The following is a 15,282-nucleotide window of genomic DNA, read 5'->3' as shown; positions in this document are numbered from 1 at the left end:
AATCGGCCCATTTGCGGGGCCTGTGTCGAAGGCCACCACTGTACCATCGCTCATACGCGCGGTGATGTTTGCGACGCCCCCCAAATTAAGGACGCAGGCCGCCTCATCCCCAAGGCGATCCAACAGGGCGACATGGTAGGCGGGCGCGAGAGGCGCGCCTTGCCCGCCCGCAGCCACATCGTCCGACCGGAAGTCAAACGCGAGCGGCACGCCAAGGACGGCTCGCATTGATGGTGCGTCTATCAGTTGTAGCGTCGCGCCCTCGACGTCGGCTTTTGGGGCGCGGTGCAACACCGTCTGACCATGCACCCCCGCCAGCACAGGTTGCGGACCTTTCCACGCCGACAAAAGTTGCCCCCAGGCTGCCTGGTGAGTGCTTGTNATGACCCGGCGAGCCGCGTCAAACGCGACATTGGGCTCCTCACCCGTCCAATTCCATGCGCGTGCGGCGTCTGTTGCGCCCTGCAAAATGGCGCGCTCTTCGTTTGTGTATTTCCGCTCAGCCGTTGCGCCAAAATCGAAAACTTGCTCGCCATCCGTCAGGATCAACGCCGCATCCACAGCATCCAGCGACGTGCCGGACATGAAGCCAGCCACCCATTTAGGCTCAGAATTTTCACTGATGGAGTTCAAGAGTTCAGCTTTCCATGTTACGCGCGGGCGCTTCACGGAGACACGAGAAGATGAGCGATTACAAGTCGGAATTCCTGAAAACCCTGTCAGACAGAGGTTTCATCAAGCAGGTCACACATCCAGCCGAAATGGATACCTATTGCCAGACCGGCATTCCGACAGCCTATATCGGCTACGACGCGACAGCGGACAGCCTGCACGTAGGCCATCTGATGCAGATCATGATGCTGCGGCACCTGCAGAAAGCAGGCGGCAAGCCGATCGTCCTGATTGGCGGGGGCACGACGAAAGTCGGTGATCCGACCGATAAGGAAAAATCTCGACCGTTGCTGACGGACGCGCAAATTGCGGAAAACATGGACGGCATCAAGAAAGCCTTCTTGCCATTCCTTACGTTCGGCGATGGCCCGACCGATGCCATCATGGTCAACAATGATGATTGGCTCGGCAAGCTGGGCTACATCGAAATGTTGCGCAATGTCGGAACCTACTTCACGATCAACACGATGGTGAAACAGGATACGGTTGCCCGCCGCCTCGCGGCCGAGCAGCCTTATACCTTTCTTGAGTTCAACTACCTGCTGATGCAGTCCTATGATTTCCTCGAACTGTTCCGGCGTCAGAACTGCCGCATGCAGATCGGCGGCTCTGATCAATGGGGCAATATTGTTGGCGGTGTCGACCTGATTCACAAATCGGTTGGTGGCGAAGCCTATGGCCTGACGGCGCACCTGATCACTACGTCTTCAGGTGGCAAGATGGGAAAGACGGCAGATGGAGCTGTCTGGCTGAATGCCGACCGCAAGAGCCCATACGAGTACTGGCAATTCTGGCGTAACACGGAGGACGCCGATGTTGGCCGCTTCCTGCGCCTGTTTACCGAATTGCCGCTGGAAGAAATCGCCCGACTTGAAGCGCTTGAAGGTGCCGACATCAACACAGCGAAAATTGTGTTGGCGAACGAGACCACCCGCATGCTGCATGGTGAAGCAGCCGCGAAGGAAGCGGAAGCCGCAGCTTCGGCTGTCTTTGCCGCAGGCGGATCTGCGGAAGCTTTGCCGACGGTCGAAATTCCGACCTCTGAGCTAGAAGCAGGTATGCTTGTGGCCGCGGCGTTTGCGGCGGCAGGACTGACAGAATCGAATGGCGAAGCCCGCCGTCTGATCAAGCAAGGTGCGGCGAAGGTGAATGATGCCCCTGTGTCTGATCAAAACGCATCCATCTCGGCTGCTGATATTGTCGACGGCGCGATCAAACTGTCAGCAGGCAAGAAACGCCACGCCTTGGTGAAGCCAATCTAGAATTCTTCTTCCGGAATGGGTGGCAGCTCTGACGGAATAGGCTCATCATCTGGACGCGACTGAGCTTCAGGGATCTCTGTATCCGCCGGGTTTTCAAAGATCCGGCGGATAACGCCTGGTGCGAGCGCAGAAAGCGGATTCACCGATACATTCGCCTTTTCCAGACTTCCGCGCACACTGTAGGTCAGCGAGAACACGCCCTCACCATCCCGTCCAACGACCAGGTCACCGATAATAGGAATTCCTCCGAGCGCTGAGTTCATCCCAAAACTCGGAACCAATACACCATCGACACTTATATCGCTGTCGGCGTTGAGATACCCGTTCACAGTCAACCCCAGCGCCGGCCCTTGAGCCTTTCCACCCGTCACGACATAGCGGTCCCCCGCAACCGTCAACGGAATATCGATCCGGGAGAACAGCACGCCATCACCACCCAGCGTGTCTGCCAATCCACGGAGCGAAGCGAGGGAAAGAATCTGCGTAAGAAATGGAGCGTTTCTCAATCGGCCATCCGTGATGACAATATCAAATTGTGACGGTGATCCGTCGCGGGCCAATGTGCCCTGAAGATCAAGACGACCGCTTTCCAGAAAATCGAGATCTAGAAACGCGCTGGCAATAAAGCCTGCGTCGCTGCTGATCACCCGAATCTTCGTTCCTTCCGGCGATGACCCATCAAGATCAATATCAAATGCAGAGCCATCGTCGGTGTTGCCAGTTGCAGACAGCTTCTGCATTCCGTTCACAGTGGAATTCCAAGTGACATCTGCATTCCGCACAAACAGCCCGCCGCCCATGGCAAGCGTATCCACATCAGCCGTCACATTGAGAGGCGTACCGTTCGACTCGTTCGCACTTCCCAGCGCGCCGATTCCGGGAAGCGCACCTGACAAATCGAGATAGCTACCTACAAGTGCCACTTCGAGATTGTCATTCTCATCGCGTGTGATTTGTCCGTTCACATCCGCCGTATCAGCAAGATAGGCGCGGCGTAGATCCGCGGATACCAGCCGCGAATCCGGTCCCAGGGTAAATTGACCATCAAGATAGGCATCATCACTGCGGAACAGCACGTCGGATGAAAAGCCATCACCTTCACGCTCGTAATGGACTGAGACTTTACCGTCTTGCCCTGCCCGCTTGACCCAGCCGATTTCCGACAAGTCCAATCGCGCCTCAGTCAAATCCATCGCGACATTGGCAACCGAGACTTCTTCGCCATCGATTGTGGCCTGTATCTCCGCTGGCACTTCACCTGACAAGTAAGCGCGGCCGGGCAGACCAAATCGATTGAGTACGTCCGGGGACACAATTGCCGTGGCAGACAAAGCAGAAGGCGCATCGCCATCGGTAAAGCCGTCTCGCCATGTAAACTGAACAGGTGCCGGCCCCAGGTCACCAAACCCGGAAATCGTCATTCCCTCCTGGTCCACCTTGATCTCGGCCGTCGCCTTGGACAGATCCAGCCCAAGCGCCGCACCCTTCAGCCCGCCATCTGACAGGGTTCCGATCGCGGTGTAGCGCACGTCTTCATCCGGAACATTGTCGAGTGCCGGACGGAACAATTCAAAAGTCGCCTCAGCTTTCCCACTTACTCGAGATTGTTCAAAATCCAGTTCTAATCGGGATTCGTTGAGAGTCTTGATTACAAGGTCTGCCGGGCCGTGACCTCTTGCAAATACCCTGAAATCCTCCCCCTTCGGATTAAAAGCAGGGAAATCCACAAGACCTTCATCGACGTTCCAACCGCCATAGTCAGCACGATCAACAATGACGCGGAAGCTGTTCCCGGTCAGTCGTCCCGTACCTACGGCATTTTCGGCGGCAGGCAGATCGTCCAGGAACTTCACGTTGGCGGAGTTGATATCGAAGGTGAGATTCAAATCCTCGTCTCTCAGATATCCCTGTTCGAAGCTGTCCCGCTTCAGAGTCAGCTGCGCCTCAAGATTCGTCACGTCGGTGTTGGTGATGCGCTTGTCGGTGAAAGAGCGAGCGCCTGTGCCAAGTGTTACTGGCCAAAAAGCAAGAACAGACTCTTTCGCCACACTACCTTCTGTTTCAAGCTCGATCGTGCCGACGAAGGGAGGCTCCATGCCCTCGCGATCTGCAAGCAAGGCAACATCCAATAGAAAATTGAACCGGGTATCATTTGTCTTGAAACTGAGCTTCGTATTCTTGAAAGCCCGCCCGGTAAAATCGGCGACACCCTGCATATTAAGGTCACCCAGCGACACTGGCGCAGCAAGTGTTGGCGTGATGTCGAGGGTAAGCCTGTCACTGGCCAAAGTGAAAGCGCGATCTCCTACGCTTTTGAGAGCATCTGACACCGTAACATNGAGTTCCCCGGAAACAGGTCCGAATTTTGACGATACCCAATCGATCCTCAGTTTGTCTTCCGTTGCAAGGTAAGCGACCTCAAGATCGAGATCCGACACCTCAAGCCCGTCATCACCGAAGGGGAGTTCACCTCCNTCGAGCGTCGCAAGCAATTTGATCTCCTCGACACCATTAAGGGAGGATGTGTCGAATTCGAGCGTAATGTCGGCTGGTACGCCTGCCANTGTTTCACTTTCAGCTCCGAGGCGGGCTGCCAGATCNGCGAGCGACCATTCTGCAACTGCAACCGATGCATTCATGCGGGCGTTCATTNCGGAGGTCTNGACATCAATTGCGATGCCACCGGGCAGNCCNGTNCCAACACCGCTGCCAGAAATCGCCAGTGACAGTCCGTCCTCTTCCGACAACAAGGCACCGCGCGAATCTGCGAGCTTGAACATTCGCGCGCCATCAGCACCAACGACCCGCATTTCGAATTGGTCGAATGAAAGCCGCTCTAGACTGAATTCCTGCTGGGCTTCACCAAGAGCTGTCAGGACCATAGGCAGCACGGTGTTGATCCGTTCGAGCCACTCGCTCGGATTCTGAGGCATTTGCCCAACGGGGATTTCCGGAAGCGGATCACCGGCAATGTGCCAAATGCCGTCTGTGGATTGCCGAACATCGATCCAGCCGTCTCGCAAATCGAGACCCAGTACTTCAACGTCACCAAGCACAAGAGCCGAGCCTGCAAGTACGATGCGCGCGCTATCCGCCTCGGCTGACACATTGCCCTGATCGTCAAGCAGACGAATATCATAGCCCGTCACGAGCACACGTCGGTCTTCGGCAGACCACTCCAGGTAAACATCATCCACGGTCACTGGCCGACCGTTGCGCGAATTGCTCAATCCGCGTTCGATGTCGTCTCGGAACATTTCCAGCTCAATGGGGCCGCTGGATAAACGAAACACCAGCAAAGCTGCTAGAAGCAGGACGACCAGAATCAATCCACCCAGTATCTCTAGTATGATAAGCGCGGCTGGCTGACGGACCAATTCGAAGACTCCGGAAATCGGCTAAAAATTACGTTCCATAATGATATATGCACACGAAGGCACCCGCACCATAGGAGGAATACATGGCGAATCCATTGCAGGCCGGAGACAAGGCTCCGAATTTTTCGATGCCGTCCACAGAAGGCGACATCAGCCTGAAAGACTTTGAGGGCAGCTATCTGGTCCTCTACTTCTATCCGCGGGACAACACACCCGGCTGCACCACNGAAGCNAAGGACTTCACTGCACTGGTAGACGAGTTCGGCGCNCGTAATGCAAAAATTGTCGGCGTGTCNCGCGACTCCATGACCAAGCANGANAACTTCAAGGCCAAGCAGGACCTGANAGTCATTCTTGCGAGCGATGAGGACGGCAAGACGACCGAATCCTANGGCACCTGGGTCGAGAANAACATGTATGGCAAAACCCATATGGGAGTNGCCCGCGAGACCTTCTTGATAGATCCAANCGGCAAGATCATTAAACTTTGGAAAAAAGTGCGGGTGAAAGGCCACGCGCAGGAGGTTCTGGAGGCGCTTCCAGAGTAAACAAAACCTTTGCATGACAAGGTTTAAGGCACTCGCCCCAATGATTAACGAGAGATTTACCCTAATACGCGAATAATATCATGAATTATGCTGGCAGGGGGTTTCGTCCCTTTGCGTTTTCGGTATTTATAAATCTACGGGTTTGGGAACTTACTGTAGGTGTGGTTGCAGTAGGCGGTGTGATTCCAGCGACGGGTGGCGTGAATGGCGAAATGGAGTGCGAATCTCAAAGCGACGTTTGATCGCGCATTTCCCGAACGGCAAATATATCATCGTAGTGGCGGCACGGTTCGCTACATTTCCATTTCTCCCTGGCAGCAAGCGATTTTTGCAATTGGCGCAACTGCGCTTGCTGGCTGGACGATTTTCCTGACCGGCTCGTTTGCTCTAGGCGGCTCGACAACGTCGATCGCCGGCAACTCGGANGATCGTGAACTCGCCAAATATGAGCGCTGGGTTCAGGACTTGCGGGCGAAAGACGCGCTTTCCCGGTCACTGCTTGAAGAACGCACCGACGCGTTCCAGCGCGAGACGGCTGAGTGGGAAGATCGCCAGAAAGCACTCGAAGAATTGTTCGAACAGCTAAAGGGCGATGAGGACCTGGAAGTCTCGGCCCTCAAGGGCGACGGCGCTGATCTCTTGGTTCAGGCCTCAATCGAAGAAGCTGACGATCGGCAATCACGCGACAGCTTCCGGATGACGGCNACGCTTGATGCCAGCGGCAATCGCGTCAGCGTGAAGAAACTGAAATANAATCAGGAACGGATGCTTGATGAGGCGGAAGACCTNGCCATTGAACGAGCCGAACGTGCCCGCAGCGTCATTCAGCTGACCACGATTGGCAGCGACCGCATCATGGAAAGTGCTGAGATGGGCGGCCCGCTCGTCTCTCTGGCTAACCTGACCGCAGGTGACGGCAGNGTCCTGTCGCAGCAAGATATCAATTTCTACAATCGGCTGACCGAAACNCAGGCTCGTGTCGCCGAAATGCAGTACTACGAACAAATCGTGGAAAGNCTGCCTCTGGGCCCGCCTGTCGGCGTTCCCTTCCGTCACACAAGTCCGTACGGAATCCGGGTAGATCCTTTCTTCAAACGCCCGCGNTGGCACAATGGTATNGATGTCGCCGCCTATGGTGGNGCTCCNATCGTGGCATCAGGTCCGGGCACTGTAAGCTTCGCCGGTGCCCGTTCGGGGTATGGACGAATTGTCGAGATTGACCATGGATACGGCTTCAAGTCGCGTTATGGTCACTTGCGGTCGATTTCCGTGTCCAAGGGTGATACGGTTGAAGCGGGCGATCTTGTGGGGAAGATGGGCACAACCGGAAGAAGTACCGGATATCACCTCCATTTCGAGGTGCTGTTCAACGGTAAAGCATATGATCCAGTAAAGTTTTTGAAAGCAGGCCGCCATGTTCACGAAGAATAACAAATCCAGTGACACCCCCACNCCAATTGAACAAACGAAAGTTGCTCCTGCTCAGGATGCCATTCGCGGCGCGTCCTCCAAGCCAGCGGCTCGTGCAGCATCGATCATTTGTGCAGACATGAAGATCAATGGATCTGTAACGTCCGAGGGCGCACTGCAGATCGACGGCACGGTAGACGGAGACGTATCCGCTACTGACATCACCATCGGTGCCAGTGGCCACATTACCGGCGAAGTGAAGGCCGAAGTTGTTCGCGTCAAAGGCCGCATCAAGGGGTCGATCCGCGCTCGCAAAGTGGAGCTTGAAACCGGTGCTCACGTCAAAGGCGACATCGTGCACTCTTCGCTTCAGATCCAGTCGAACGCCGTATTTGAAGGCCAGGTGAAGCACGCGGAAGATCCGCTGAAAGACACTGCGCCAAAGGCGGCAGCGAGCGTTTCCAACGAGTCAAAGCAGCCTCTGGCCTCTCAAGGCCCGTCTGCCTCATACGGAATTTCCCCGACAGCGTCCTGAGACCGCTGACGATATTATCAAACACAATAAAGGCCGCTCCTATCCGGGGCGGCCTTTTGCAATTGGATCTGATAACTTTCAGGGAGCAGCTTTGCGAACCATCGCAGTCGTCATCTTGGCGCCATCAACAATGATCGTGTCGCCGCCGTGGATAGTCTCGCCTTCGATGGCTTCTGCGCGCCACACTGTATCCCCAACACGGATCTGACCGGTGCCCGACACAAAGTCTCCGACGGCGAGCCCACGCTCACCCACAAGGGCTTGCATGCGCCGATTCAGGGTTGGGTGTTCTGGCGAGCTCTTTCGCACACCAGACAGAACGGTTCGNCCGAAAACCACGAGCGCTGTCGATGCCACGCCAAACACGATCATCTGACCCTGCCAGACCGCCCAGGCATCTGGAGCGAAGTAGGCAAATCCAGCGGTCAACCACGCGGCAATGGCGACCATTAGCAGGTCAAAAGTACCGCTCATCATCTCGATGCCAAACAGGATCAGACCGAGTGCCAACCAGTGCCAGAATGTGAGTTCAGAAAAAACCTGTTCCATCTGATCAGCTTCCTTTCTTGTCGGTCAGCCCCTTGATGCCCTCAATGGTGCCGATGATGCTCGAGAATTCTGCCGGAATGATGACCGTCTTCTGCTGCTCGGACGAAGCCAATTTGGAGAAGGCATCGACATATGCCTGGCCGAGGAAGTAGTTGATCGCGTTCACGTCACCGGCGGCAATCGCTTCGCTGACCAATGTGGTAGCCTTGGCTTCGGCCTCGGCTTCGCGCTCGCGGGCCTCAGCGTCGCGGAACGCAGCTTCACGGCGGCCTTCAGCTTCCAAAATTTGGGCCTGCTTCTGACCTTCGGCTTTCAGAATTGCAGACTGCTTGTCGCCCTCAGCTGTCAGAATCTCAGCACGCTTCAACCGCTCAGCCTTCATCTGGCGCGCCATGGCCTCTGTGATGTCGGCCGGCGGGCTGAGATCGGCAATCTCGATCCGCGTNACCTTTACACCCCANGGATTGGTGGCCGCATCGATCACGGTCAATAGGCGGGCGTTGATGTCGTCGCGATTGGACAGGACTTCGTCGAGGTCCATCGAGCCTACCACGGTCCGGATATTGGTCAGGGCGAGGTTCGTNATNGCGTGGTGNAGATTGTTGACCTCATAGGCGGCCGCCACNGCGTCCACNACCTGGATGAAGACAACAGCGTCGCAGGACACCATCGCGTTGTCCTTGGTGATGACTTCCTGCTGCGGAACATCCAACACGGTNTCCATCATGTTCATTTTCCGACCGACCCGGTCGAAGAAGGGAGTGATGATCGACATGCCTGGATTGAGCGTGCGCGTGTATCGCCCAAACCGCTCAACGGTATAATTGTAGCCCTGCGGCACGAATTTGAACGCGGACGTCAGGCCAATCAAACCGACAACCGCGATCAAAATGACGACNGCAAAAAACGGATCCATGTATTCCTCTCCTTCTGTTACCCAGAATTAATGTGGGAGAGGTTTTCCGTTTTTCAATAATAATTTAATGAAAAACGGCGCGCCNAGCCCCACCAGACGCGCCGTTCATCTCACGATTTGCTTAAAAAAGCTTGTCGGGATTAAAGCTGATTAAGCATGTAATCCGCGCTGGATACTTTGAATTCTCCGCCGTCTTCGACGTTCAGCTCAGATACGGTACCATCCTTGACGATCATGGAATAACGCTGCGAGCGCTGCCCCATTCCAAAACCGCTTGCATCCAGCTCCAGGCCGATTGCCTTTGCAAATGCACCATTGCCATCGGCGAGCATGCGTACTGTTTCGCCAGCGCCGGCATCCTTGCCCCATGCGCCCATGACGAAGACATCATTGACGGATGTACAAATGATCTCGTCCACGCCTTTCGCCTTCAGGTCACCGGACTTGTCCACGAAACCCGGCAGGTGACGTGCGGAACATGTCGGCGTGTAGGCGCCAGGAACGGCAAACAGCGCAACAGTCTTCCCGCCGAAAACTTGCTCGGTCGTACGCGGTTGCGGCCCATCGGCGGTCATTTCCATGAAGGTTGCTTCGGGAAGCTTGTCTCCGACTTGAATGCTCATCAGCTGTTCTCCTTGATGCTGTCCTGCTCAGATAGAACGTCAAAGGTGCGGCTACAAGCGTGGCATCCCTTGCCAAAGCGCATCATTTCCCTCAGCCTTGGGGACGAAAGGAAATCGTGATGGACACCGACCTGACCGGAAAGCTGTTGATCGCCCTNCCCGGCATTGGCGATCCGCGTTTCTCACGATCGGTCATTCTCGTCTGTGCCCACTCACCTGAGTTTGCGATGGGCATCGTCCTGAACAAACCCATGACGGGACTCACGTTGCCTCAACTTCTGGAGCAGCTCGACATCCCGTTGGAAATCGACATTCCTGATGAACTGGTGCTGGATGGTGGCCCAGTGAGCAGCGATCGAGGTTTCGTGCTGCATACGGATGATGTGATCAGCGAAGGCGCGACGCTCGAAATTGATGGCGAGTTCTGCATGACGGCGACGCGAGATATATTACTCGCGATGGGCACGCGACGTGGCCCGCGGCGCTCCGTGCTTGCGCTCGGCTATTCAGGCTGGGGTGCTGGCCAGCTGGAATACGAACTCGCCGAAAATGCCTGGCTGGTGGGAACGCCTAATGCNGAGCTTGTTTTCGGTGAGAGCCATGANGGGAAATGGGACGCCGCGCTAAACGAACTCGGGATCGACAGCGGACGCCTTCAGATCCATCCCGGAACGGCCTGATTAGCCTTTCAGGAACGCTAGGGCGTCGGTCTCTTCCATTGGGCGTGCAAACGCGAATCCTTGTGCATAATCGAAGCCGAGACTCCGCAGGCGGGTAGCGTCTTCCTTGTTTTCAACCCCCTCAGCCGTCGTTGTCATGCCCAAGCGTTCGGCAAGCAGGGTGAGTGTGCCAAGTATTGTATCTGTACGGTANTGCCCCAGACGGCGGGTAAGACCATGGTCGACCTTCAAACTGTCCGCAGGAAAGTCTGCAAGCCAGGCAAAAGAGGAATGCCCGGTGCCGAAATCATCGAGCACCAGACCTGCACCGACAGCTTTCAGCGCCAACACNGCTGCAAGCGCATGGCTCTCATCCCGCAAGGCCGCCTGCTCCGTCAGTTCGATCCTCAACGATCTCTCCGGCAGGTCGTACCCGTTCATCAATGCTTCGACCAAAGCAGGCAGAGCACTCCGAGACAGGTCNCTCGCGGTCAAATTCACATGCATGAACAGATCTGATCGTCCGGANTGCGCCCGCATCTTGGCCAGCGTTTCCGCTGACCTGATCANCATGTTTGAAGCGAGCGCTTCNTCTTCATACCGGCTCGGCGGGTTCTTTGCGTCGCCACCATCCCAGCGCGCCAGTGCCTCAAACCCAGCTATGTGCCCGTTTCCCAGNGAGATGATCGGTTGGAATACGGGGTACAAATCTGGACCAGGCTGAAGGTCTGAGGGATCAAATTCCGAAAATTCGCTATCAGCCAACAACATGCCCAGCGCTTCGTCTTGACCGACAAATGCGCCCACCAGATGAATATCGTCGCCCTCTGACAAACGCAGGCTGCATCGCACCGGCCCTTCNGGAACCTTGAATGCTTCTGCAAGCCGGCCTCGGCTAAGCCCTTCAAACAACTGCTCAATCGCGTTGAGCGACCATTGGCCAGCCAGAACCGACAATTCGCTCCCCTTCGGNGCTTCAATCAGAAGCTGCCTGGTTTCGGCATTCCAGTGCCAACTGCCTTGGGCTTGCGTCGCTTGGTCAGATCTCATCTCGATCAGCCTAGTGTTGAACGTCTCGCCTGACGAGGGCGAAAAGGACATGATCGCGTCTGACACCCGCNATCTCAAGGTATTTCTCTGCATGTCCCTCTTCCCGAAAGCCGTTTGATTCCAAGACTTTCCGGGAACGCAGGTTTGATGCCAGTATTCCTGCCTCAATGCGATGAAGGTGCAGATTGTTGAACGCCCAGTCGCAAACGGCCCGCACGCCTTCCTGCATCAGGCCCTGCCCCTGAAAGTTGATGCCNAGCCAGTATCCCAGACTGGCACTATCNGCGGGCCAACCGCGGACATTGGTGAGGGANACACCGCCAACAAGTTCACTGTCTTCCAGCCTGCGGATAAGAAATACGTAGGCTCGGCCAGACTGCCANCCTGATTTCCACGCCTGAAGCCGCCTGGACCAGTCGGCACGGGAGTTGGCGTCTTCAGGCCAACTTGGCTCCCAGGGCTGCAAGTGCTTCCGACTACGCTTGCGCAGATGGGACCAGTCCTTGAAGTCCCGCTTCCTCGGCGGCTCGATAACCAGCCGATCCGAGACAATAACGGTTTCCTTCCGGCTGATCGCCATTGCTTAGCGGGCCAACTGCTCGACTCGGGCGCGCACCGCGGCCAGCGTCGGTTCCACGCGTTCGAATACTTCTTCATTCTCGGTAACGCCGGTGGCGAAATCCGGAAGCCCCGCGTCGCGCCCAGTTGCCTGCTTCACGGTCTCAGGGAATTTCGCGGGTGATGCTGTCGCCAGAACGACCGTCGCGACATCCGCTTTTGGTGACAGCCGCGCCACACGCGTTCCAACCGCTGTGTGAGGGCAGATCAGCCAACCTGTCTCGGATTCGAACTGCTTCATTTCTTCCAGAGTGTCTGCATTGCTGACACTTTGAACGCGAATACCGGAACAGCTCATACGCCCCTTCGCTGTTTCAGGAAGATCCGCCTCACCTGCCTGTTTGAACCGTTCGTAAACACCGCGCACAGCGTCACTGTCGCGTCCGGACAGTTCGAACAGGATGCGTTCGAAGTTTGAAGGAATGGAGATGTCCATGGCCGGGCTTGGAGTTTCGACAGTTTGCGCCTTCGTCATCTTGCCGGCCTCGAACAGGCGCAACAACGCGTCGTTCTCATTCACCGCGCAGACAATATCCAGACCGCCCGGCAACATTCCGCAACGTGCGGCGACATATCCGGCAAGCGCATCGCCCATATTGCCACTCGGCACNATGAAACGAATNTGCTGCCCCGCNAGCGCAGCTTGTGAGGTTGCGTAGTAGACTGTCTGCGCGGCAATACGGGCCCAGTTGATGGAATTCACGCCGGACAGGCTTACCCGATCTGCAAAGTCACGGTCTGCAAAGAGCGATTTCACAATGGTCTGGCATTCGTCGAAATCAGTTTCGAGTGCCAGATTGAGCACATTGTCTGCGCCTGTTGTCGTCATGAAAAGGCGTTGGATGGGNGANACGCGNTCAAACGGGTGAAGGATTACGAGGTCGGCATGCTTTGCCCCGGCAAACGCCGCCGCAGCAGCTCCGCCTGTGTCGCCTGACGTTGCACACATGATCGTCATGCGCTGGCCTGTCTTGCCGAGTACGAGGTCGTAGAGCTGACCAATCAACTGCATCGCCACATCCTTGAACGCCAAGGTCGGACCATGGTGAAGTTCAAGCAGCCAGTTTGCTGGGCCGGATTGGGTCAAAGGTGTCACGGATTGATGCGCGAAGCTGGAATAGGCCCGCTCGCAAAGTCCGAGCACCTCGTCCCATGTCAGCGCGTCTCCAGCGAAGGCCGAGATCACACGGGCGGCCACGTGCGCATAAGGTTCGCCCGGCTTCGCGGGGTCGATCTGTGGGTAAGCCTCGGGAATATACAGGCCGCCATCGGGCGCAAGTCCTGCGAGGCAAGCGCCAAGAAAATCGACAGGCTCAGACTGTCCCCGAGTGGAAATATACTTCATTCCGCGTCCCTTCCGCGAAACCGCAAGCGGCCTTTTTGATAGTGAAAGGCGAGATACACACCCAGAAGCGCCAAGGCGAGCCCCCACCACGTAATTGCGTAACCAAAATGCCGTTGAGGCGGCAGGTCATCATCCATGCGAAGGCGCGCAAACGGATTGCGACCAGCCATTGCACGGCCATTCTCAACCAAGCGAAGCGTTTGCGGCTCAAATGCCTCAGGCGACACACGGTCCGCCATTGCGCTTGGAAGATTATTCGAGAGATCTTTGATACTGTAGGCGTAAAATACGCCAGCTGCAGGCTTGTCCGGGCTGGCAAAGACATTCCGGTTGCCTGGCGTCTTGTAGATCCCCTGCGCGGTGAAGTTCAGGTTTGCACCGCAATCTGGCCCCTGACACGGAACTGGGGGCTCTACCTGGTAAAGCAATTCAATCGTGGTGAAGACCACATTGTCGCCCGCATCGACGGCGACGACGCGCCGCCATGAAGCCGCGCCATCCGCATAGGCGTAGACCATCGCTTCACTGCCCGGCACAACCCGACCCGACAGGGTTTGCCAGTTCGGCTCGGTCTCATCGAGTGCCATCTTTTCGCTGAACCGCCCGTACTGCCAATTCCCCAGCATCACCAGAATGATCAGCGACGCGATGGTGAACAAGGTGAGAATGGGAAATGGGCGAAAGGTCATGAGGCCTCAAAGTGTACCTGAAAAAAGGCCCGCCAGGCATGTGCGCCGGCGGGCCTGTCGATTGTTCAGTCTATGCCAGCGGCAGTCTACCCGCCGTAAACGAGGTGTGGCACCACGTAAACGAACGCGAACAGGAAGAGCCAGACGACGTCAACGAAGTGCCAGTACCAGGCAGCGAATTCGAAGCCGAGATGCTTGTCAGCGCTCATGCCGCCCATCAGAAGGCGGATCAGGCAGATCGCCAAGAAGATCGTACCGATTACGACGTGCGCACCGTGGAAGCCGGTCGCCATGAAGAAGGCGGAACCATACAGCGTCCCATCGAATGTGAACTGGGCGTGGCTATATTCGTAAGCCTGCAACAGCGTGAACACGAAGCCGAGGATAACCGTAAGGATCAGGCCGTTGCGTGCGCCGGCACGGTCGCCATGCTGAAGGGCGTGGTGAGCCCAGGTTACAGTTGTACCGGACAGCAGAAGGATCAACGTGTTGATCAGTGGCAAATGGAAGGGATCGAACGTCTCAACACCGACAGGAGGCCAATCGTTGAAGCGAGCGAGACCATCTGCGTAGAGTGCGTTCGTGGAATCCCAAGTTTCGCCGACGCGTGCGCTTTCGAAAATTGCGAACTCAAAGAAGCTCCAGAACCATCCCGCGAAGAACATGACTTCTGACGCGATGAACAGGATCATGCCATAGCGAAGACCGATCTGAACAACAGGCGTGTGGTCACCGACATTGCCTTCCTTGATGACTTCGCGCCACCAGCCGAACATCACCCACATGACCATGGCCAGCCCCAGTGCAAGCAGCCACCAGGTACCTGCTTCGAGGCCAAACAGGCCTTTCATGTAGGTCACGCCGCCCAGGGCAGTGACAACAACCGCAATCGACCCCAGCAGCGGCCAGGGTGACGGGTTTACGAGATGGAAATCGTGTTTGACTTCGTCGTGAGCCATGGCCCTTTTGACCCCTCTAAAAAATCACATGAATCAGAGCGCTGTTTAGACCGCTCCGGCTTGTATTTGC

The 15,282-nt window shown here is 56.3% G+C and carries 14 protein-coding genes; 5 read left to right on the top strand and 9 right to left on the bottom strand.

Annotation, left to right across the window (positions count from 1 at the left end; translation table 11 throughout):
- A partial coding sequence (locus CBB91_RS09335; protein WP_345906792.1) for an anhydro-N-acetylmuramic acid kinase occupies positions 1–669 on the bottom strand: 669 nt, incomplete at its 3' end.
- A 14-nt stretch (positions 670–683) separates the two neighbouring features.
- Here CBB91_RS09335 and tyrS point away from each other — a divergent pair.
- Positions 684–1,934, top strand: a complete 1,251-nt coding sequence (tyrS, locus tag CBB91_RS09330) for a tyrosine--tRNA ligase (RefSeq protein WP_273013712.1) — start codon at positions 684–686, stop codon at positions 1,932–1,934.
- Here tyrS and CBB91_RS09325 read toward each other — a convergent pair.
- Positions 1,931–5,311, bottom strand: coding sequence for a DUF3971 domain-containing protein (locus CBB91_RS09325; RefSeq protein WP_273013711.1), 3,381 nt, complete (start codon positions 5,309–5,311; stop codon positions 1,931–1,933). The genes tyrS and CBB91_RS09325 overlap by 4 nt on opposite strands.
- An 83-nt stretch (positions 5,312–5,394) precedes the next feature.
- On the opposite strand from CBB91_RS09325, the gene CBB91_RS09320 reads away from it, so the two are divergent.
- From CBB91_RS09320 to CBB91_RS09310, 3 genes are all read left to right on the top strand, one after another.
- On the top strand, positions 5,395–5,859 hold the full coding sequence (locus CBB91_RS09320; protein WP_273013709.1) for a peroxiredoxin: 465 nt from the start codon (positions 5,395–5,397) through the stop codon (positions 5,857–5,859).
- 204 nt (positions 5,860–6,063) lie between these two features.
- Entirely contained in the window at positions 6,064–7,290 is a 1,227-nt protein-coding gene (locus CBB91_RS09315) for a peptidoglycan DD-metalloendopeptidase family protein (protein WP_273013707.1), read from the top strand.
- Complete coding sequence (locus tag CBB91_RS09310; protein ID WP_051602786.1) at positions 7,274–7,804, top strand: polymer-forming cytoskeletal protein; 531 nt, start codon at positions 7,274–7,276, stop codon at positions 7,802–7,804. Before CBB91_RS09315 ends, CBB91_RS09310 begins: the two co-directional genes overlap by 17 nt.
- Positions 7,805–7,882: 78 nt before the next feature.
- On the opposite strand, the gene CBB91_RS09305 is transcribed toward CBB91_RS09310, so the two are convergent.
- The 3 genes from CBB91_RS09305 to CBB91_RS09295 all read right to left on the bottom strand — a co-directional run bounded on the left by CBB91_RS09305 (position 7,883) and on the right by CBB91_RS09295 (position 9,892).
- Positions 7,883–8,353, bottom strand: coding sequence for an NfeD family protein (locus CBB91_RS09305; RefSeq protein ID WP_273013705.1), 471 nt, complete (start codon positions 8,351–8,353; stop codon positions 7,883–7,885).
- Positions 8,354–8,357: 4 nt separating this feature from the next.
- Positions 8,358–9,269, bottom strand: coding sequence for an SPFH domain-containing protein (locus tag CBB91_RS09300; RefSeq protein ID WP_273013703.1), 912 nt, complete (start codon positions 9,267–9,269; stop codon positions 8,358–8,360).
- A gap of 140 nt (positions 9,270–9,409) precedes the next feature.
- Positions 9,410–9,892: a peroxiredoxin gene (locus CBB91_RS09295; protein WP_035553674.1), complete on the bottom strand. Its 483-nt coding sequence runs from the start codon at positions 9,890–9,892 to the stop codon at positions 9,410–9,412.
- A 119-nt stretch (positions 9,893–10,011) separates the two neighbouring features.
- On the opposite strand from CBB91_RS09295, the gene CBB91_RS09290 reads away from it, so the two are divergent.
- Positions 10,012–10,572, top strand: a complete 561-nt coding sequence (locus CBB91_RS09290; protein WP_273013701.1) for a YqgE/AlgH family protein — start codon at positions 10,012–10,014, stop codon at positions 10,570–10,572.
- Here the strand turns inward: CBB91_RS09290 and CBB91_RS09285 are convergent, their stop codons facing one another.
- From CBB91_RS09285 to CBB91_RS09270, 4 genes are all read right to left on the bottom strand, one after another.
- Positions 10,573–11,652 carry an EAL domain-containing protein gene (locus tag CBB91_RS09285; protein WP_273013699.1) on the bottom strand — a complete coding sequence of 360 codons (1,080 nt, stop codon included), beginning with the start codon at positions 11,650–11,652 and terminating at the stop codon, positions 10,573–10,575. It abuts the gene before it with no gap.
- 532 nt (positions 11,653–12,184) lie between these two features.
- Positions 12,185–13,564 (bottom strand): threonine synthase, encoded by a 1,380-nt coding sequence (thrC, locus tag CBB91_RS09280; protein ID WP_273013697.1) that lies wholly within the window; start codon positions 13,562–13,564, stop codon positions 12,185–12,187.
- Positions 13,561–14,253, bottom strand: a complete 693-nt coding sequence (locus tag CBB91_RS09275) for an SURF1 family cytochrome oxidase biogenesis protein (RefSeq protein ID WP_273013696.1) — start codon at positions 14,251–14,253, stop codon at positions 13,561–13,563. Before CBB91_RS09275 ends, thrC begins: the two co-directional genes overlap by 4 nt.
- An 86-nt stretch (positions 14,254–14,339) precedes the next feature.
- Complete coding sequence (locus CBB91_RS09270; RefSeq protein WP_273013694.1) at positions 14,340–15,212, bottom strand: cytochrome c oxidase subunit 3; 873 nt, start codon at positions 15,210–15,212, stop codon at positions 14,340–14,342.
- Positions 15,213–15,282 lie beyond the last annotated feature (70 nt).

This window comes from Hyphomonas sp. TMED31 (genome assembly GCF_002172815.1).
GTDB classification, from domain to species: Bacteria; Pseudomonadota; Alphaproteobacteria; order Caulobacterales; family Hyphomonadaceae; genus Hyphomonas; species Hyphomonas atlantica.
Note: the sequence above shows the minus strand (reverse complement) of the source record. Positions and strands in the feature narration are given on the sequence as shown.